The 18,148-nt window shown below is 64.0% G+C and carries 15 protein-coding genes; 5 read left to right on the top strand and 10 right to left on the bottom strand.

The window, feature by feature from the left end; translation table 11 throughout:
• Positions 1-24: 24 nt before the first annotated feature.
• Positions 25-630 (bottom strand): LPS-assembly lipoprotein LptE, encoded by a 606-nt coding sequence (locus tag AACG97_RS24890; RefSeq protein WP_009685391.1) that lies wholly within the window; start codon positions 628-630, stop codon positions 25-27.
• A 61-nt stretch (positions 631-691) separates the two neighbouring features.
• Positions 692-3,298, bottom strand: coding sequence for a leucine--tRNA ligase (gene leuS / locus AACG97_RS24885; protein WP_125855114.1), 2,607 nt, complete (start codon positions 3,296-3,298; stop codon positions 692-694).
• A gap of 227 nt (positions 3,299-3,525) precedes the next feature.
• Between leuS and AACG97_RS24880 the strand changes: the two genes are divergently transcribed.
• Together AACG97_RS24880 and AACG97_RS24875 are read left to right on the top strand one after the other, a co-directional pair.
• Positions 3,526-3,840 carry a hypothetical protein gene (locus tag AACG97_RS24880; RefSeq protein WP_009685393.1) on the top strand — a complete coding sequence of 105 codons (315 nt, stop codon included), beginning with the start codon at positions 3,526-3,528 and terminating at the stop codon, positions 3,838-3,840.
• 135 nt (positions 3,841-3,975) lie between these two features.
• The gene (locus AACG97_RS24875; RefSeq protein ID WP_197886667.1) at positions 3,976-4,737 is read left to right on the top strand and encodes a YdcF family protein; all 762 of its coding nucleotides are present in this window, start codon (positions 3,976-3,978) and stop codon (positions 4,735-4,737) included.
• Positions 4,738-4,889: 152 nt separating this feature from the next.
• On the opposite strand, the gene lnt is transcribed toward AACG97_RS24875, so the two are convergent.
• The 8 genes from lnt to AACG97_RS24835 form a co-directional block, all read right to left on the bottom strand.
• The gene (gene lnt / locus AACG97_RS24870; protein ID WP_009685395.1) at positions 4,890-6,407 is read right to left on the bottom strand and encodes an apolipoprotein N-acyltransferase; all 1,518 of its coding nucleotides are present in this window, start codon (positions 6,405-6,407) and stop codon (positions 4,890-4,892) included.
• A gap of 8 nt (positions 6,408-6,415) precedes the next feature.
• Positions 6,416-7,255 carry an HlyC/CorC family transporter gene (locus tag AACG97_RS24865; protein ID WP_009685396.1) on the bottom strand — a complete coding sequence of 280 codons (840 nt, stop codon included), beginning with the start codon at positions 7,253-7,255 and terminating at the stop codon, positions 6,416-6,418.
• Between the two features lie 25 nt (positions 7,256-7,280).
• A complete protein-coding gene (gene ybeY / locus AACG97_RS24860; protein ID WP_115294839.1) occupies positions 7,281-7,754 on the bottom strand; it encodes an rRNA maturation RNase YbeY in 474 nt (157 codons plus the stop codon).
• Positions 7,747-8,745 (bottom strand): PhoH family protein, encoded by a 999-nt coding sequence (locus tag AACG97_RS24855; protein ID WP_009685398.1) that lies wholly within the window; start codon positions 8,743-8,745, stop codon positions 7,747-7,749. The genes ybeY and AACG97_RS24855 overlap by 8 nt, the downstream gene beginning before the upstream one ends.
• 138 nt (positions 8,746-8,883) lie before the next feature.
• The gene (locus AACG97_RS24850; protein WP_009685399.1) at positions 8,884-9,429 is read right to left on the bottom strand and encodes a tetratricopeptide repeat protein; all 546 of its coding nucleotides are present in this window, start codon (positions 9,427-9,429) and stop codon (positions 8,884-8,886) included.
• A gap of 195 nt (positions 9,430-9,624) precedes the next feature.
• Positions 9,625-10,908 carry a glutamate-1-semialdehyde 2,1-aminomutase gene (gene hemL, locus AACG97_RS24845; protein ID WP_009685400.1) on the bottom strand — a complete coding sequence of 428 codons (1,284 nt, stop codon included), beginning with the start codon at positions 10,906-10,908 and terminating at the stop codon, positions 9,625-9,627.
• A 14-nt stretch (positions 10,909-10,922) separates the two neighbouring features.
• Positions 10,923-11,546: a thiamine phosphate synthase gene (thiE, locus tag AACG97_RS24840; RefSeq protein WP_047150150.1), complete on the bottom strand. Its 624-nt coding sequence runs from the start codon at positions 11,544-11,546 to the stop codon at positions 10,923-10,925.
• Positions 11,547-11,559: 13 nt separating this feature from the next.
• A complete protein-coding gene (locus AACG97_RS24835; protein ID WP_029884760.1) occupies positions 11,560-12,357 on the bottom strand; it encodes a hydroxymethylpyrimidine/phosphomethylpyrimidine kinase in 798 nt (265 codons plus the stop codon).
• Positions 12,358-12,622: 265 nt separating this feature from the next.
• Here AACG97_RS24835 and AACG97_RS24830 point away from each other — a divergent pair, with 265 nt between their 5' ends.
• From AACG97_RS24830 to amn, 3 genes are all read left to right on the top strand, one after another.
• Entirely contained in the window at positions 12,623-14,611 is a 1,989-nt protein-coding gene (locus AACG97_RS24830) for a sensor histidine kinase (RefSeq protein WP_125855117.1), read from the top strand.
• Between the two features lie 241 nt (positions 14,612-14,852).
• Positions 14,853-16,505: an acyl-CoA dehydrogenase family protein gene (locus AACG97_RS24825; RefSeq protein WP_232554991.1), complete on the top strand. Its 1,653-nt coding sequence runs from the start codon at positions 14,853-14,855 to the stop codon at positions 16,503-16,505.
• A gap of 174 nt (positions 16,506-16,679) precedes the next feature.
• Positions 16,680-18,143: an AMP nucleosidase gene (amn, locus tag AACG97_RS24820; RefSeq protein WP_009685408.1), complete on the top strand. Its 1,464-nt coding sequence runs from the start codon at positions 16,680-16,682 to the stop codon at positions 18,141-18,143.
• Positions 18,144-18,148: the final 5 nt, after the last annotated feature.

Genomic DNA, 18,148 nt, shown 5'->3' with positions numbered 1-18,148 from the left:
CACCCGAAGGCACCCCGCACGGGCTTAGTTGCCCGGTACTTCCAGGGGCGACTGCTGCGGCGTTTCCGCCTGCTGGCGGCGTGCGGCCTCAAGGGCGGCCGCTTCAGCCTGGGCACGCTGATCGGCTTTTTGCTGCAGCTCGTCCAGCTGGGCCGGGGTCAGTTGCTGCAGGCGCACGACCATGGCGTTGACCAGGTCACGGCGCATTTCCAGGCGGGAACGGGCAGCTTCCTGCTCGGAACCGGTGATGTTCGAGGCATCGCGCACATACACCTTGCGCACTTCCAGCTTGTCACTCAGCAGTTCAAGGTTGTTCAAGCCCTGGATGCTGTAGTTGAGCTGGGTGGTCAGCTCGTACTCGGCAGTGCGGTTACCGCTGTTGTAGCTGGCCGAGCGCTCGCGCTGCTGTTCGTTGGTCAATACCAGGCGGTACGGCGCACCGGTGTGCACATTGACGCCGCTGTTCTTGAGCACCTGGCGCAGTTCGGTCACGGTAGGCCCGTACGCGTCACGCGCACTGACGTCCATTTCCTTGATGCTCAGCTCGTTGGTGCCAGTACCGCGCAGCTGGAAACCGCAGGCGCTGAGCATGACCGCCAGGCCAATTACCAGCAAATTGCGTTTGATCATGTTGTTGCTCCCTTGTGGGCCTGTTCCGCCCGCCCGCAGTGGCTGCGGGCGGGCGTTGCCATCAGTTGGCGACGATGTTGACCAGCTTGCCCGGTACCACGATGACCTTGCGAATGGCCAGGCCGTCGATGAAGCGCAGGACGTTCTCGTTGCTGCGCGCGGCGGCTTCGATTTCTTCGCGGCTGGAGGCGGCCGGCATTTCGACCTGCCCACGCAGTTTGCCGTTGACCTGCACCACCAGGGTGACGGTGTCCTGCACCAGCGCGGCTTCGTCGACTGCTGGCCAGCCAGCGTCGATCACGGCCTGATCATGGCCCAGCTGCTTCCACAGCTCGTGGGAGATGTGCGGGGTGATCGGCGCCAGCAGCAGGGTCACGGCTTCCAGGCCTTCGTGCAGCAGGGCACGGTCTTGCGCCGTGGCTTGCGGGGCTTTTTCCAGCACGTTCATCACGGTCATCACCTGGGCGATGGCGGTGTTGAATTTGTGGAACTGGCCGACGTCGGTGCTGGCCTGCTTGATGGCGGCGTGAATGGCGCGGCGAATGACCTTCTGTGCGTCGTCCAGGGCGGCGACATCCAGCTTGCCCGGCAGGCCTTGGGCAACGTGTGCTTGGGCCAGGCGCCAGACGCGGCGCAGGAAGCGGCTGGCGCCTTCGACGCCGGAGTCGGACCATTCCAGGCTCGCGTCAGGTGGCGAGGCGAACATCATGAACAGGCGGCAGGTATCGGCGCCGTACTGGTCGATCATCGACTGGGGATCGACGCCGTTGTTCTTCGACTTGGACATCTTCTCGGTGCCGCCGATTTCCACCGGCAGGCCGTCGGTCTTCAGGCGTGCGCCAATGATCTTGGCCTTGGCATCGCGTTCGATCTCGACATCGGCCGGGTTGAACCAGTCCTTGCCGCCGTTGCTGGCAACGCGGTAGTAGGTTTCGGCCACGACCATACCCTGGGTCAGCAGGTTCTTGAACGGCTCGTTCGAGGTGACCAGGCCTTCGTCACGCATCAGCTTGTGGAAGAAGCGCGCATACAGCAGGTGCAGGATGGCGTGTTCGATACCGCCGATGTACTGGTCGACCGGCAGCCAGTGGTTGGCTGCTTTCGGGTCGACCATGCCACCTTCGTAGTTCGGCGAGGCGTAGCGGGCGAAGTACCAGGACGACTCGACGAAGGTGTCCATGGTGTCGGTTTCGCGCTTGGCCGCAGCGCCGCATTTCGGGCAGCTGCACTCGTAGAATTCTGGCATGCGCGCCAGTGGCGAGCCGGCACCATCGGGCACCACGTTCTCCGGCAGGGTCACCGGCAGCTGGTCTTCTGGCACGGGCACGTCGCCGCAGGACGGGCAGTGGATGATCGGGATCGGGCAGCCCCAGTAGCGCTGGCGGCTGATACCCCAGTCGCGCAGGCGGAACTGGGTGCGCGATTTGCCCAGGTCCTTGCGGATCAGGGCTGCTTCGATGGCGTCGAAGGCGCCGGCAAAGTCCAGGCCGTCGAACTCGGCGGAGTTGATCAGTTGGCCGTGCTCGCCATAGGCGTCCTGCCACTCGTTGCCGACTTCATCGCCCGCGCTGGTGCGTACTACGGCCTTGACCGGCAGGTTGTACTTGTGGGCGAACTCGAAGTCGCGCTCGTCGTGAGCCGGCACCGCCATTACCGCGCCATCGCCATAGTGCATGAGCACGTAGTTGGCGACCCAGACCGGCAGCTTCTCGCCGGTCAGCGGGTGCTCCACCAGCAGGGAAGTGGCCATGCCCTTCTTCTCCTGGGTGGCCATGTCGGCTTCGGCAACGCTGCCGGCCTTGCATTCTTCGATGAACGCCTGCAGCGCCGGGTTGCCCTGGGCAGCCTGGGTGGCCAGCGGGTGCTCGGCGGCGACGGCGACGTAGGTGGCACCCATCAGCGTGTCGGGGCGGGTGGTGAAGACCTTGAGCGTGCCGGCGTGGCCGATGCTGGCCTGGTCGTAGGGGAACTGGACTTCCATGCCGCGTGACTTGCCGATCCAGTTGCGCTGCATGGTCTTGACCTGCTCAGGCCAGCCCGGCAGTTCGTCGAGGCTTTCCAGCAGCTCGTCGGCGTAGTCGGTGATGCGGAAGTAGTACATCGGGATTTCGCGCTTTTCGATCAGCGCGCCGGAACGCCAGCCGCGGCCGTCGATGACCTGCTCGTTGGCCAGTACGGTCTGGTCTGCCGGGTCCCAGTTCACGGTCCCGTTCTTGCGGTAGATGATGCCTTTCTCGAACAGGCGGGTGAACAGCCACTGCTCCCAACGGTAGTAGTCAGGCTTGCAGGTGGTCACTTCACGTGCCCAGTCGATGGCCAGGCCCAGGCTCTTGAGCTGGGTCTTCATGTACTCGATGTTTTCGTACGTCCACTTGGCCGGGGCGACGTTGTTCTTCATCGCCGCGTTTTCCGCGGGCATGCCGAAAGCGTCCCAGCCCATCGGCTGCAGCACGTTCTTGCCCAGCATGCGCTGGTAGCGGGCAATCACGTCACCGATGGTGTAGTTGCGCACGTGGCCCATGTGTAGCTTGCCGCTCGGGTACGGGAACATCGACAGGCAGTAGTAGGTGTCCTTGCCTGGCTGTTCGGTAACAGCGAACGATTGTTGCTCGTCCCAGAAGTTCTGGGCGGCGGCTTCGATATCACGGGGCGTGTATTGTTCGTGCATGGCTACTTTTTGCTGAGAGGGAAGAGACCTTGTTCCAGGCAGCGGAACCTCGCTGCGTCCGGCACTCCGGTGTCATTTAGAGTGAACGCCGTAGCATACAGCAGCGCTGCGTATCGTGGGAAACCTTCGTTGCGAATGGCCGCTGGTCGCTGCACCCGGCTGCTTTTTGCAACGACGCTAAGCTCTGGTGTGGGGGGAGATATTCTTATCTTCAATGAGGTGAACGGATGGGAGAGACGCAGCTACCCGCAATCAGACCGGAGCTTTACGAGCGCCTGATCGACCGGCTTGGCCTGGCACTCGAAAGCGCCAGGACCTCTGTGCGATTGCGCGACGAGATGCCAGCCGAGCTGGAGTTGCGTGGCCTCAGCCACGCAGAGTTCGAAGTGATCAAGGCCTACCTGGAAGCCCTTCCGGGGCGCCGTAATGCTGCTGTCGGCAGTTACCCACAAGCGGAGCCGGCATCAGCCAAGATTATCTGGCTCAAGGACCAGAAGCGCGCTGCCACTGCGGCCAGTTCCAGAACGCTGCGCCAGCGCTAGTCGTTCAGGGCGCCCGGCGCAGGCCATCGCGCCACGGTCATTCATCATTCATACAGCTTGCGATCGGCACTGGCCCTACCTTGTTGACCGGTGCCGATCCTTTTAGGCTGCACGCCTGCCAAGGAGGTGTAGCCGATGCCCATACGATTTTTCATCAAACAATGGCTGATGCCGCCGGGCATCTTGTTCCTGTTGCTGCTTGCCGCATGGTGGTGGCGTGCGCGCCGGCCACGGCTGGCGGCGCTGTGTTTTGGCGTGGGGCTGGGTGGCTTGTGGCTGATGAGCTTGCCGCTGGTGGTGCAGGAAACGGCCCGGGTGCTGGAGACCGAGCCGCCACTGGCCGTCAGCGACTGGGCGAGGCTGGCCAGCCGGGCAGATGCCATTATGGTACTGGGCGCGGGGCGCGAACGGGGTGACCCCGCGTGGGGCGGTGGTGACCAGCCTACCGCCACGGCGCTGGAGCGCATGCGCTTTGCCGCGCGGCTGGCCAAGGCTTCGGGTTTGCCGGTGCTGACCAGTGGCGGGCTGCACTACGGCACGCCGCCGAGCGAGGCGCAGTTGATGGCTGATCGCCTGCGTGAGGATTTCGCGGTCGAGGTGAGGTGGCGCGAAGAGGCCAGCCGCACGACCTGGGAGAACGCCCAGCTGTCGGCCAAGGTGCTGCAGCCGCTGGGGATTCGCCGTGTGGTGGTGGTCACCCAGGCCTGGCACATGCAGCGCTCGCGCTGGAGCTTTGAACAGGCGGGGTTCGAGGTGGTGCCGGCGCCGGTGGGGTTCCTTGGGCGCGAGCATGCGCGGCCATTCGGCGGGTTGCTGCCGGAAAGCCGGGCGATGTGGCAGAGCGGGCAGTTGCTTAATGAGGTGGTGGGGCTGGTGGGGTACCGGGTGTTCTATTGAATTCAGGTTTGCGCGGTTCCTTGTAGGAGCGGCCTTGTGTCGCGATGGGCTGCGCAGCAGCCCCGGATCTCAGCTCTATCTCAAGATTGCCGGGGCTGCTTTGCAGCCCATCGCGACGCAAGGCCGCTCCTACAGGGACCGTGTAATGCCAGTTAGACGGTCTTGGCTATGCGCCCGGCCAGCAATGCCCAGCCCAGCAGCAGCACGCAGACAATCGCCAGCGGCCACGAACGCCATTGCAGGTAAGGCGTGAGCTGCTGCATCGGCACCACTTCGCCATACATTACCGCCTGCTGGAATTGTGGTACCTGCGTGGTGATACGGCCGAACGGGTCGATCAGCGCGGTCACACCATTGTTGGTGGCGCGGATCATCCAGCGGCCGGCTTCCAACGCACGCATCTGCGCCATCTGCAGGTGCTGCAGCGGGCCGATCGAGGTGCCGAACCAGGTGTCGTTGCTGATGGTCAGCAGCAGGTCGCTACGCGCTGCCAGCCCTGCAGCGAATTCCGGGTAGACCACTTCGTAGCAGATGTACGGGGCAATCTGGTAACCCTTGGCCTGCAGCAGTGGCTGGTCTTCCGGGCCGCGGGCAAAGTCCGACATGGGCAGGTTGAAGAACTCGATGGCGCCACGCAGCATGTCCTGCAGCGGCACATACTCGCCAAACGGCACCAGTTTCTGCTTGAGGTAGGTGCCATCGCCTTCGCCGGCCACCGTGATACCGTTGTAGTAGCGGCGCTGGTGGTGCACCTCTTCGCGTACCGGTACCCCGGTGATCAGCGCCGAATGCCGCTCGGCGGCAAAGCGGCCCATCACATCGATGTAGCCCTGGGCCTGGTCCTTGAGCACCGGTACCGCGGTTTCGGGCCACACCAGCAGGTCCACTGGCTTGGAACTGAAGCTCAGGTCACGGTACAGCGCCAGTTGTGCATCGATGTGCGCCGGGTCCCATTTCAGGTCCTGTTCGACGTTGCCCTGTATGGCCGCCACTTTCAGCGGGTCGCCAGCCGGCTTGGTCCAGGCATGGCCTTTGAGTGCCAGGCCCAGGGCCCAGGGCGCCAGCAACAGCACCGCGGCAATGGCCAGGAACGAAGGGCGCGCGCGCAGGCGGTGCAGGTTGCACAGCAGGGCGGCAGTGAGGGCCAGGGCGAATGAAACCAGCCATACGCCACCCAGCGGGGCAAGGCCTGCCAACGGCCCGTCGAGCTGGCTGTAACCGGCGTAGAGCCAGGGAAAACCGGTCAGGAACCAGCCGCGGAAAGCTTCCTGCAGCAGCCACAGGGCGGCGAAACACAAGGCGTCGGCCAGCGGCGCTTCGTTGCGCCGCAACCAGCGCGCCCACAACCAGGTGGGCAGGGCGAAGAACCACGCCAGGGCGGCAAAAAATGCCAACAACAGCACGATCGCCAGCAACGGCGAAGCGCCGCCGTAGGTGGTCATGCTGACGTAGATCCACCAGGTGCCCGCGCCGTACAGGCCAAACCCGAACCACCAGCCACGCCACATGGCCTGGCGCGGGCTGAGCTCGCGCAGGCCCAGGTAGAGCAGGGCAATCGATAGCAAGGCCAGCGGCCAGATATCGAACGGTGCCAGGGCCAGGAGGGTGGATGCGCCGGCCGCCAGGGCCAGCAGGTTACCGGGCCAGCCGGGGCGGGTGATCCAACGCATGTTTGTCCTTAACGGTTGATCGGGGTCAGGCGCAGCAAGTGTATCCGCCGGCTGTCGGCGTTGAGAATACGGAACTTGTAGGCGCCGATCTCGGTGGTTTCGTTACGCTTGGGCAGGTGGCCAAAGGCACTCATCACCAGGCCGCCGACGGTGTCGAACTCGTCATCGGAGAACTCGCTGTCGAAGAACTCGTTGAAGTTTTCGATCGGGGTCAGCGCCTTGACCAGGAAATCACCGCTGGGCAGCGGCTTGATGTAGCTGTCTTCCTCGACATCGTGCTCGTCCTCGATATCGCCAACGATCTGCTCCAGCACATCCTCGATGGTGACCAGGCCGGCCACGCCGCCATATTCGTCGATGACCACGGCCATGTGGTTGTGGTTGGCACGGAACTCGCGCAACAGCACGTTCAGGCGCTTGGACTCGGGCACGAAGGTGGCCGGGCGCAGCAGGTCCTTGATATTGAAGCTGTCGCCGTTCTCTTTGAGGATGAGCGGCAGCAGGTCCTTGGCGAGCAGGATCCCGAGCACATCGTCGTGGCTTTCGCCGATCACCGGGTAGCGCGAGTGCGCGGCGTCGATCACCGCCGGCAGGAATTCGCGCGGCGACTGGCTGGCCTTGATGCTGATCATCTGCGAGCGCGGGACCATGATGTCGCGCACCTGCAGGTCGGCGACCTGGATGGCGCCTTCGACAATGGTCAGCGCCTCGCTGTCCAGCAGTTTGTTCTGATGGGCTTCGCGCAGCAGCTCCAGCAGCTCCTGGCGGTTTTTCGGCTCATGGGCAAAAGCCTGGGTCAGTTTACCCAGCCAGGACTTCTGCCCGTTGCTCGATCGATCTTCGCTCATGGCGGTTCTCGTGATCCTTCGTGTATCAGTGTGTGAGGGTGTCGGTTTCATCATCGGCATAGGGGTCGGGGTGACCCAGTTCTGCCAGCAATTCTCGTTCCAGGCCTTCCATCTCCTCGGCTTCCTCATCGTCGATGTGGTCGTAGCCAAGCAGGTGCAGGCAGCCGTGGATGACCAGGTGGGCCCAATGCGCGTTCAGCGCCTTGCCTTGTTCGGCCGCTTCGCGCTCCACCACCGCCACGCAGATGACCAGGTCGCCCAGTAGCGGGACATCGAGCAGGTCATCGGGTACATCGGCAGGGAACGACAGCACGTTGGTCGCGTAGTCCTTGTGCCGGTAGGTGTGGTTCAGCTCACGGCCTTCGGCTTCGTCGACCAGGCGAATGGTCATTTCCGAGTCGGCGCTGCGCTGGCGCAAGGCCAGCTCACACCAACGGCGGAAGTCCTCGTCGCCCGGGGCAGCGGCATCGGTGGCCCGTTGAATGTCGAGTTCAAGCATCTTTGCCGGGTGCCTCAGGCTTGGCCTGGCGGGCATCGAAGCGGTCATAGGCCTCGACGATACGCTGCACCAGTGGATGACGAACCACGTCTTTGGGCTGGAAGTGGGTGAAACTGATACCCGGCACGTCCCGCAATACTTCGATGACGTGTGCCAGGCCTGACTTGGTGCCACGGGGCAGGTCGACCTGGGTGATGTCGCCGGTGATCACCGCGGTAGAGCCGAAGCCGATGCGGGTCAGGAACATTTTCATCTGCTCGAGCGTGGTGTTCTGGCTTTCGTCGAGGATGATGAAGCTGTTGTTCAGGGTGCGGCCGCGCATGTACGCCAGCGGGGCGATCTCGATGACCTGGCGCTCGATCAGCTTGGCCACGTGCTCGAAGCCGAGCATTTCGTACAAGGCGTCATACAGCGGGCGCAGGTACGGGTCGATCTTCTGCGCCAGGTCGCCAGGCAGGAAGCCAAGCTTTTCGCCTGCCTCGACCGCCGGGCGTACCAGCAGGATACGGCGCACCTGCTCGCGCTCCAGTGCATCCACGGCGCAGGCCACTGCCAGGTACGTCTTGCCGGTACCGGCCGGGCCGATGCCGAAGTTGATGTCGTTGGCGAGGATTTCCTTGACGTAGCGCTGCTGGTTCAGACCGCGCGGGCGAATATTGCCCTTGCGGGTGCGCAGCGACACGCTGACTTCGTTGACGGCCGGGTTGTCGATGTGCTCGACGGCCGACTCCTGCAGGTACAGGTGCACGGTTTCCGGCGAAAGGTCAGTGGCCTTGGTCTCACGGTAGAGACGGCGCAGCAGCTGTTCGGCCGCAGAGGTTGTCTTGGGTTCGCCGATCAGTTCGAACTGATTGCCACGGTTGCGTATTTCGATGGCCAGGCGCTGTTCGATCAGGCGCAGGTGCTCGTCGAACTGGCCGCACAAGTTGGCGAAACGGTTGGCCTCGAATGGTTCGAGGATGAAACGATGGGGTTCTATGGGTGCGTTCAAGGTCGTTTTTAGCCGCTCGACGGCAATGGAGTTGAACTCAAGAATAACCCTTGAATGGCAGTGGCGAAAGCACTGAAACGATCAAGGGTATGTTCGCCCCTGCACCGGGCGCGTGTACCCATGCTGGCGTACTGGCGGTCAGGGCAATGGCGAGAACGGCGTGCGCCCTTCGGCGTTCTGCAGTTCCAGCAGGTATTTGCGGAAAATCTGGCCGAGCACCTGGGTGGCATGCTCCAGGTCGTCGCGAGGCATTTGCTCGGTGACTTCGTCGGCCATGTCCAGCGCGTCTTCGGCACCGTTGACCGCGGCCATTTTCAGCAGGATGTACGCCTGCACATTGTTGGCCTTGACCCCTTCGCCATGGAAGAACATGGCCCCCAGGCGATACTGGGCATCGGCCTGGCCTTGCAGCGAGGCTTTCTGGAACCAGTCCAGGGCTTTGTCCAGGTTCTTGGGGGTTTGCGTGTAGTAGTACTCGCCCAGTTCGAACTGCGCCTGGGCGTCCCCCGCGCTGGCGGTCTGCTCGCAGGCCTTGAGGGCGTTTGCCAGGTCTTCAGGCTGAACGTTCAAGGTGCAGCGCCCCGTTGCCGGAATGAGCAACGAGTTACCGCCCTCCGCCAGGGCCAGCAGGGGCTGAAGAAGCAACAGGCAGCCCAGGGTCAGGGCGCGGCCGGTGCGGTTCATGGGGATCGACTTACCTCTGCAAAGCTGCGGCCAATGTCTCTGGTGGCACATTATGGGATAAGCAGCGCCAACCTTACAAAGTTTTACTCGAATTTCTGCTTGGTTGGGGAAGTCAGCTGATTGTGCATGAATAATTGTTGCCTGTACCGGCCTCTTTGCGGGTGAGCCCGCGAAGATCCCGGTACAGGCAAAGCATCACTTCAGGGCAGCAAACGCCTTTTCAGCCGCATCCAGGGTGATCTGCAACTCCTTGTCGCCATGGGCGATGGAGGTGAAGCCTGCCTCGAACGCGCTCGGTGCCAGGTACACGCCACCGTCGAGCATCAGGTGGAAGAAGCGCTTGAAGCGCTCGGCATCGCTGGCCATCACGTCATCGAAGGTGACGATATCGTCGGCACCGCTGAAGTACAGGCCGAACATGGCACCGGCCTGGGTGGTGACGAACGGCACCCCGGCGGCATCGGCGCGCTGTTGCAGGCCGTCGAGCATGCGGCTGGTGTAGTCGGTCAGCTCGGCGTGGAAGCCGGGGCGGCTGATCAGCTTCAGGGTGGTCAGGCCGGCGGCCATGGCCAGCGGGTTACCCGACAGGGTGCCGGCCTGGTAGACCGGGCCCAGCGGGGCGATGCAGCCCATGATTTCACGCTTGCCGCCGAAGCAGCCGACCGGCATGCCGCCGCCGACGATCTTGCCGAAGGTGGACAGGTCCGGGGTGATGCCGTAATGGCCCTGGGCGCCACCCAGGGAAACGCGGAAGCCAGTCATCACTTCGTCGAAGATCAGCACCACGCCATGCTTGTCGCACTGCTCGCGCAGCCCTTCGAGGAAGCCCGGGGCCGGTGGCACGCAGTTCATGTTGCCGGCCACTGGCTCGACAATGATGCAGGCCACGGTCTGGCCAACTTCGGCCAGGGTCTTCTCGACGGCAGCGATGTCGTTGAACGGCAGGGTCAGGGTGTGCTTGGCGAAGTCGGCTGGCACGCCCGCCGAGCTGGGGACGCCCTGGGTCAGCAGGCCGGAGCCGGCTTTTACCAACAGGCTGTCCGAGTGGCCGTGGTAGCAGCCTTCGAACTTGATGATGGCATCGCGGCCGGTGTAGCCACGGGCCAGGCGGATGGCGCTCATGGTGGCTTCGGTGCCCGAGCTGACCATGCGCACCATTTCCATCGACGGCACGATCGAGCAGACCAGGTCGGCCATTTCGGTTTCCATGGCCGTTGGCGCACCGTAGGACAGCCCGTGCTGCAGCTGCCTGCGCACCGACTCCAGCACCTCGGGGTGGCCGTGGCCGAGGATCATCGGGCCCCAGGAGCCGACGTAATCGACATAGCGCTTGTCGTCCTCGTCAACGACGTAGGCGCCCTCGGCATGCTTGAAGAACAGCGGCGTACCGCCAACGCTCTTGAAAGCGCGGACCGGCGAGTTGACGCCGCCGGGGATGTGCTTCTGGGCTTGGGCGAACAGGGCTTCGGAACGGGACATGGGAATCTCTCGAATCAGGATGCGAACAAGGCGTTGAAGGCGCGGGCGCGGCGGGTAACTTCCTGCGCGCTGTCGGCACCGAACAGGCCGTGGATCACCGCCAGCAGGTCGGCGCCATGGGCGACCAGCGGGGCGGCGTTGTCGAGGGTAATGCCGCCGATCACCGCGATCGGCAGCTTTACCTGGGCGCGAGCCTGCTCCAGCAGGTCGGTACTGGCGGCAGGCGCGCCGGGCTTGGTCACGGAGTTGAAGAAGCGGCCGAAGGCCACGTAGCTGGCACCTTCCTCGGCGGCCTGGGCGGCCAGCGCGAGGCTGGCGTGGCAGGTGGAACCGATGATCGCCTGGCGGCCGAGCAGGGCCCGGGCCGGGGTCAGCGGGCCGTCGGTCTGGCCCAGGTGCACGCCGACGCCCAGGCGCGCGGCCAGTTCGGCGTCGTCGTTGATCAGCAGCCGCGTGCCATAGCGCTCGCACAGCTTCATCAGCGCTTCGGCTTCACGCAGCCGGCGCGCTGCGTCGTCGCTTTTGTCGCGGTATTGCAGCAGGCACACGCCGCCTTCCAGCGCCGCTTCGACATAAGACAGGAAACGGCTGGCAAGCAGCTGACTGTCGGTAATGGCATACAGGCCACGTAGCTTCATGGAAAGCCTCGTTTCAAGCGCAGAAGTCCAGGGGCAGGCGGCGCGGCACGTACTGGCCTTTGCCCAGCTGCTCGGCGTCACGCAGGGTGCGCCAGGTGTAGTCGAGGGCGCTGCGTACGGCACTTTCCAGCTGCTCGCCCAGGGCCAGGCGGCCGGCCAGGGCGCTGGCCAGGGTGCAGCCCGAGCCATGGTAGCTGCCTGGCAGGCGCTGGCAGGTCCAGGTGTATTGCTGGCCGTTCTGGGTGTACAGGCGGTTGTGGATTTCGTCTTCGTCGCCGTGCCCGCCGGTAATCAGCAGGTGCTTGCAGAACGGCAAGAGCTTCTCGGCACACGCGTCGGCGCTGCCCTCGGGCAGTTCGGCGAGAATGCGTGCTTCAGGCAGGTTCGGCGTGGCGATGGTCGCCAGCGGTAGCAGGCGTTCGCGCAGGGCATAGCCTACTTCATCCTTGCCCAGGCGGCCGCCGCCGCCGGCGCGCAGCACCGGGTCGCAGACCAGCGGCAGGTGCGGGTGGGCGGCCAGCAGCTCGGCCACGGTGTCGACCATGTCGATCGAGCCAAGCATGCCCAGCTTGACCGCGGCAACCGTGGAGTCGGCCAGTACGGCGTTAGCCTGGGCCAGCACCCACTCGCGGTCGAGTACCCGGAAGTCGGAAACATTGACGGTATCCTGCACGGTCAGGGCAGTCACGGCGGGTGCAGCGTGACAGCCTTGGGCGAGCAGGGCTTCGATATCTGCCTGCAGGCCGGCGCCGCCACTTGGGTCGTGGCCGGAGAGACAGAGGACAACAGGGCGGGAGCTGTAGGTATTCATGGTCGGCGAGCTTACCACCAAACCTGTTTGGGAGAATCGTCCGACAAACCGGATTTACTGATCGAATGGTCAGCTTATAGCTTGCATCTTCCATTAAGCTATTGATTTAGAAGCCTTTGTTCGCGTTTTGGCATGGCAGATTGCCAGCGGTTACAGCTATGCTAGAGTGCTTGGATAACTCGACAAACGGACTCTGCTGGATCACGTCGTCTCAAACGGATGGGAGGCAACCGCGACGCGACTGCACAGACCAGGCTGGGGCTGTATGCGCTATTTGCTGATTGTGCTTCTGGGGATGCTGCCCGTGCTGGCCGGCGCAGTCGATTTCGACGAGGCTACCCGGCACCTGCCGCTGGGCAAGGTCATGCAGGTTTATGAGGACCCGGATGGCAGTAGCAGCATCGCCCAAGTCAGCGCCCCGGACTTCGCCAGATACTTCCGCCCCCACCCAGATGAGGTGCTGAACGCCGGTTATTCCACTTCGGTGTTCTGGCTCAAGGTCGAGTTGCGCCCGGTTGCGATACCCGGTGCTGCGCCCCGGCAGTGGCTGCTGGAACTGGCCTACCCGCCCCTGGATCATCTGGAGCTGTACCTGGCCGATGGCAATGGCGGCTACCGCCTGGCCCAGCGCACCGGCGATGCCTTGCCCTACGACAGCCGGCAAGTGCGCCAGAGCAATTATCTGTTCGAACTGCAGCTGCCGCCCGGCCAGGTGACTACCGCTTACCTGCGGCTGCACAGCCAGGGCTCGGTGCAGGCGCCGCTGGCGCTATGGGCCCCCGAGGCCTACATCGAGGCGCAACCGACCCGCCTGTATGTGCTGGGCATGATTTATGGCGTGCTGCTGGTGATGCTGGTGTACAACCTGTTCATCTACCTCAGCGTGCGCGACGTCAGCTACCTCTACTACATCCTCTATATCGCCTCGTTCGGCCTTTACCAGGTGTCGGTGAATGGCGCCGGTGTAGCCTACTTCTGGCCGGACAGCCCATGGTGGGCGAATGCCGCGACACCGCTGAGCATCGGTGCTGCCGCGCTGTTCGCCTGCCAGTTCGCCCGCCACTTCCTGCAGCTTGGCAGTATCAGCCGGGGCTTCGATCGGCTATTGCAGCTGTTGATGCTGGGGGGCGTGGCGGTCATGGTGCTGGCCGTGAGCACGGCCTATGGGGTGGCGCTGCGCATGGCCACCCTGCTGGCGCTGCTGTTCACCGTCAGTGTGTTCAGCGCCGGGCTGTATGCCTGGTGGCGCGGGTTGCGCCTGGCGCGTTGGTTCATCATTGCCTGGACGGCGTTCCTGCTCGGTGGCCTGGTCAACACCCTGATGGTGCTGGGCTACCTGCCGAACGTGTTCATCACCATGTATGCCAGCCAGCTGGGTTCGGCACTGGAGGTGGCACTGTTGTCGCTGGCGCTGGCCGACCGCATCAACATCCTGCGCGAGCAGCAGGCGCAGGCCTTGCGTGAAACCGGTCGTACGCTGGAACAATTGAACCTGCAGTTGGCCAGGAGCAACCGGTTGAAAGACGAATTTCTGGCCAGTGTGACCCATGAACTGCGCACGCCGATGAACGGGGTGATTGGCTCGCTGGAGTTGATGCATACCTTGCCGATGGAAGGCGAGATGGCCCAGTACCACCGTACAGCGGTCGGTTCGGCGCAAGGCATGATGGACATGGTCGATGCCATTCTTACGCTGTCCGAGCTGCAAGCGGGGCGCCTGCGGGCGCAGCCGGCGCCGTTCAGCCTGCGTACTTTGTTGCAGAGCCTGCGCGCCGGTTATGCCGGCCAGGCATTGGCCAAGGGCCTGTACCTGAGCCTGGATATCCCGGCCGATTTGCCGGATGGGTTACTGGGTGACGGGCCCAAGCTGGCGCGTTGCCTGGGGTGCCTGGTGGATAACGGGTTGAAGTTCACCCATCAGGGCGGCGTGGTGATCCAGGTGCGCGGGCGCCGGGTGGGGCCGGATGACATGGCGCTGACCTTCACTGTCAGCGACAGCGGTATCGGCTTCGATGACCTGGACCAGGCGACGTTGTATCAGCGGTTCTTCCAGGTAGATGGCTCGATGACCCGCCGCTATGGCGGGTTGGGGATCGGGCTGTCGATCTGCCGGCAGATGGGCGAGTTGCTGGGTGCGCGGTTGGCGCATGAGTCGACGCGCGGGCTGGGGAGCCGGTTTGAGTTGAGTTTGAATATGGCGGTTTCGCAGGGGCAGGTGCCGGTGGGTATCTTGCAGAAGCGTCGTTCGGTTTGAGGGGGGGGGCGGCGCTCGATCTGGCAGGCGCTGAATGTGTCGAGGCGAACGCTTCGGCGCTCGACCTCACCCGCGCCGCAGATCTTATGGCGAACACCTGCCAGCCCAGATGCAGGCTCAAGACATGCACCTGCAACCCATGCCCCCACCACCACACCTTTAGTCACGAATGCCACTTTGCCAACCCCGCAGGCAGTGCTTCACTGGGTCTTTCAAGCCTACCCGGATCCAGGAGCCCCCGATGAACCTGCACCAGTACGCTGAAACCCACGCAGTCACCAACCAGCCACCGTCCCTCGACGGTGCCAACCTTTACCGCCTCGACCTGCCACTCCAGGAGTGGTCGCGGCGTTTCGGCGCGGGCTGGGCCGAGTCGCGGATCGATGCCTACGGCGCCCTGGCCGGGGGGCCGCTGATGCAGGCTGGCTTTCTGGCCAACGCCCACAAACCCGAATTCAGCAGCCACGACCGCTACGGCCATCGCATCGACCTGGTCGAGTTCCATCCGGCCTATCACGAACTGATGCGCACCGCCGTCGAACATGGCCTGCCGTCGCTGCCATGGGCCGAACCCCGCCCCGGCGCACATGTGGCAAGGGCTTCGATGACCTACCTGCACAGCCAGGCCGAAGCCGGCAGCGGCTGCCCGTTGACCATGACTTTTGCCGCCGTGCCAGCCCTGCGCTTGCAACCCGAGCTGGCCGAGTATTGGCTGCCGAAGATCCTCGCCTGCGAGTATGACCCGCGCAATGTCGGCGACCGGCACAAGGCCGGGGTCACCCTGGGAATGGCGATGACCGAAAAACAGGGCGGCACCGATGTGCGGGCCAACACCACCCGGGCCTACTCGGTCGGGGCGCCGGGCCCGGGTCAGGCCTACGAGCTGGTCGGCCACAAGTGGTTCTGTTCGGCGCCGATGTGCGATGCCTTCCTTACCCTGGCACAAACCGAAAAGGGGCTGAGTTGTTTCCTGCTGCCGCGCCACCGCCCGGATGACAGCCGCAACCAGTTCTATATCCAGCGCCTGAAGAACAAGCTCGGCAACAGCTCGAACGCCTCCAGCGAGGTGGAGTTTCGCGGGGCGTTGGCGTGGATGATCGGCGAAGAAGGGCGCGGTGTGCCGACCATTATCGAAATGGTCGCCATGACCCGCTTCGATTGCATGGTCGGCTCCAGTGCGCTGATGCGCCAGGCGCTGACCCAGGCTACCCACCACTGCGCGTACCGCAAGGTCGGTGGGCGCGTGTTGAATGAGCAGCCGCTGATGCAGAACGTACTGGCCGACCTGGCCTTGGAGAGCGAGGCTGCGCTCGCACTCAGCTTGCGCATGGGGCAGGCGCTGGAGCAGCTCGAAGACCCGCAGCAGGCGCACTTCGCCCGCCTGGTGACGGCAGTGGGCAAGTACTGGATCTGCAAGCGTGCGCCGGCCATGATCAACGAAGCCGCCGAATGCCTGGGCGGTGCCGGTTATGTGGAAGACAGCATCCTGCCCCGGCTGTACCGCGAAGCACCGGTGAACTCGACGTGGGAAGGCTCGGGCAATGTGCAGTGCCTGGATGTGCTGCGGGCCCTTTCCAAGGAACCGGGGGTGCTCGATGCCTTGTTCGCCGAGCTGGGCGATGGGCATGGTGACCCACGTTTGGCGGCGCATATCGGCAACCTCAAGGGGGCGTTTGCCGATACTGGCGACATGCAGTACCGCGCGCGGCAGTTGACCGAGGATATTGCCTTGGCGTTGCAGGCCAAGCTGTTGCTGGAGGCGGGCAATGCGTTGGTGAGTGATGCGTTCATTGGCAGCCGGTTGGCGGGGGGCGGCCGGGTGTATGGGGCGTTGCCGCGTGGTGTGGATGTGCAGGCATTGGTGGCGCGGGCGACGCCAGCCTGGGCGAATTGATTCGGCTTCTTCGCGGGCATGCCCGCTCCCAATATCTTCATAGATGTCCCGGGCGGTGCCGTACCTGTGGGAGCTGGCGCGCCCGCGAAGATTCCAGCACCGATCAATGGGGATGTATTTAGCCAAGAAGGCAGGCAAGATGGTTCACATGCATGTCCAGACAGGAAGCACAGTGTGAGCCACGCTTTTGTAGTCGTTGATACCCCCGAACAGGCCGTCGATCGTCTGGCGGCCCTGCATGAACAAGCCACCGGTGCCCTAAGCCTCGCGCTCAAGCGTTATCTGAAAGACCGCACCGAACCCGACGCCGAGCAGCGCGACCTGTTCCGCTACCCGGCCCTGCGTCTGACCTACTACAGCCATGGCGAAGTCGCCGCCACCACGCGCGCCTATGCCAAGGTGCAGGTGGCCGGCACCTACAGCGTCACTGTCACCCAGCCCGCGGCGTTCCGTGGTTATCTGCTGGAGCAGCTGCGCCCGCTGATGCACGACTACACCGTTACAGTAGAAGTGGGCGTCAGCGAACAGAATATCCCTTACCCCTATGTGGTCGACCAGGGTGACGAACTGGCCGGCAGCGGCATCACCGCCGCGCAGTTGGCGCGGGTGTTCCCCAGCACCGACCTGTCGGCCGCCACCGACAATATCGCCGACGGCCTGTACGACTGGGATCATGCCGACGTGTTGCCGCTGGCACTGTTCGATGCCGCACGCGTCGACTTCTCGCTGCGCCGCCTGGTGCATTACACCGGCAGCGACTGGCGCCACATGCAGCCGTGGATCCTGCTGACCAACTACCACCGCTATGTCGACCAGTTCATCAGCCATGGCCTGGAGCAGTTGCGTGACGACCCGCGTTTCGTGCGCATGGTGCTGCCGGGCAACGTGGCCATCGAAAAGGGCATGGACCATGGCGAAGCCCAGGCGCTGGTTGCCAGCGTGGTCTGGCACCGTTACCAGATGCCGGCCTACCACCTGATCGCCGCCGACGGTGACGGCATCACCCTGGTCAACATCGGCGTCGGCCCGTCGAATGCGAAGAACATCACCGACCATCTGGCGGTGCTGCGCCCGCATTGCTGGTTGATGATTGGCCACTGCGGCGGCTTGCGCCAGTCGCAGACCATTGGCGACTATGTTCTGGCACACGCCTACATGCGCCGCGACGGCATTCTCGACCGCGTGGTGCCGCCGAACATTCCGATCCCGGCGCTGGCCGAAGTGCAGTTGGCGCTGCAGGAAGCGGCTGCGCAAGTGACCGGAGAGCGTGGCGAACAGTTGAAGAAGCGCCTGCGCACCGGCACCGTGCTGACCTACGATGACCGTAACTGGGAGCTGCGCTGGGCCCAGGAGCGGCCGCTGATCAACCTCTCACGTGCCGTGGCGGTAGATATGGAAAGCGGCACCATTGCCGCCCAGGGCTACCGCTTGCGGGTACCGTACGGCACCTTGCTGTGCGTGTCCGACAAACCGCTGCACAGCGAGATCAAGCTGCCAGGTTCGGCCAACGCCTTCTATAACCGGGCGGTCAGCCAGCACCTGAAGATCGGCATTGCTGCCCTCGACCTGCTGCGCACCGAGCTCAACTCGTTGCACTCGCGTAAACTGCGCAGCTTCGATGAGCCGCCGTTCCGCTGAGGATC

The organism is Pseudomonas sp. Nvir (assembly GCF_963778085.1).
GTDB lineage: Bacteria > Pseudomonadota > Gammaproteobacteria > Pseudomonadales > Pseudomonadaceae > Aquipseudomonas > Aquipseudomonas juntendi.
The sequence above is the reverse complement of the archived record's forward strand: the minus strand, read 5'-3'. Positions and strand labels throughout refer to the sequence as shown.

Coding starts and splice junctions, on each gene's coding strand:
- AACG97_RS24865 (WP_009685396.1), bottom strand. CDS start 7,255: ATGAGCGAAGATCGATCGAGCAACGGGCAGAAGTCCTGGCTGGGTAAA.
- AACG97_RS24890 (WP_009685391.1), bottom strand. CDS start 630: ATGATCAAACGCAATTTGCTGGTAATTGGCCTGGCGGTCATGCTCAGC.
- leuS (WP_125855114.1), bottom strand. CDS start 3,298: ATGCACGAACAATACACGCCCCGTGATATCGAAGCCGCCGCCCAGAAC.
- AACG97_RS24825 (WP_232554991.1), top strand. CDS start 14,853: ATGAACCTGCACCAGTACGCTGAAACCCACGCAGTCACCAACCAGCCA.
- ybeY (WP_115294839.1), bottom strand. CDS start 7,754: ATGCTTGAACTCGACATTCAACGGGCCACCGATGCCGCTGCCCCGGGC.
- AACG97_RS24830 (WP_125855117.1), top strand. CDS start 12,623: ATGCGCTATTTGCTGATTGTGCTTCTGGGGATGCTGCCCGTGCTGGCC.
- thiE (WP_047150150.1), bottom strand. CDS start 11,546: ATGAAGCTACGTGGCCTGTATGCCATTACCGACAGTCAGCTGCTTGCC.
- lnt (WP_009685395.1), bottom strand. CDS start 6,407: ATGCGTTGGATCACCCGCCCCGGCTGGCCCGGTAACCTGCTGGCCCTG.
- AACG97_RS24835 (WP_029884760.1), bottom strand. CDS start 12,357: ATGAATACCTACAGCTCCCGCCCTGTTGTCCTCTGTCTCTCCGGCCAC.
- hemL (WP_009685400.1), bottom strand. CDS start 10,908: ATGTCCCGTTCCGAAGCCCTGTTCGCCCAAGCCCAGAAGCACATCCCC.
- AACG97_RS24880 (WP_009685393.1), top strand. CDS start 3,526: ATGGGAGAGACGCAGCTACCCGCAATCAGACCGGAGCTTTACGAGCGC.
- AACG97_RS24875 (WP_197886667.1), top strand. CDS start 3,976: ATGCCCATACGATTTTTCATCAAACAATGGCTGATGCCGCCGGGCATC.
- AACG97_RS24850 (WP_009685399.1), bottom strand. CDS start 9,429: ATGAACCGCACCGGCCGCGCCCTGACCCTGGGCTGCCTGTTGCTTCTT.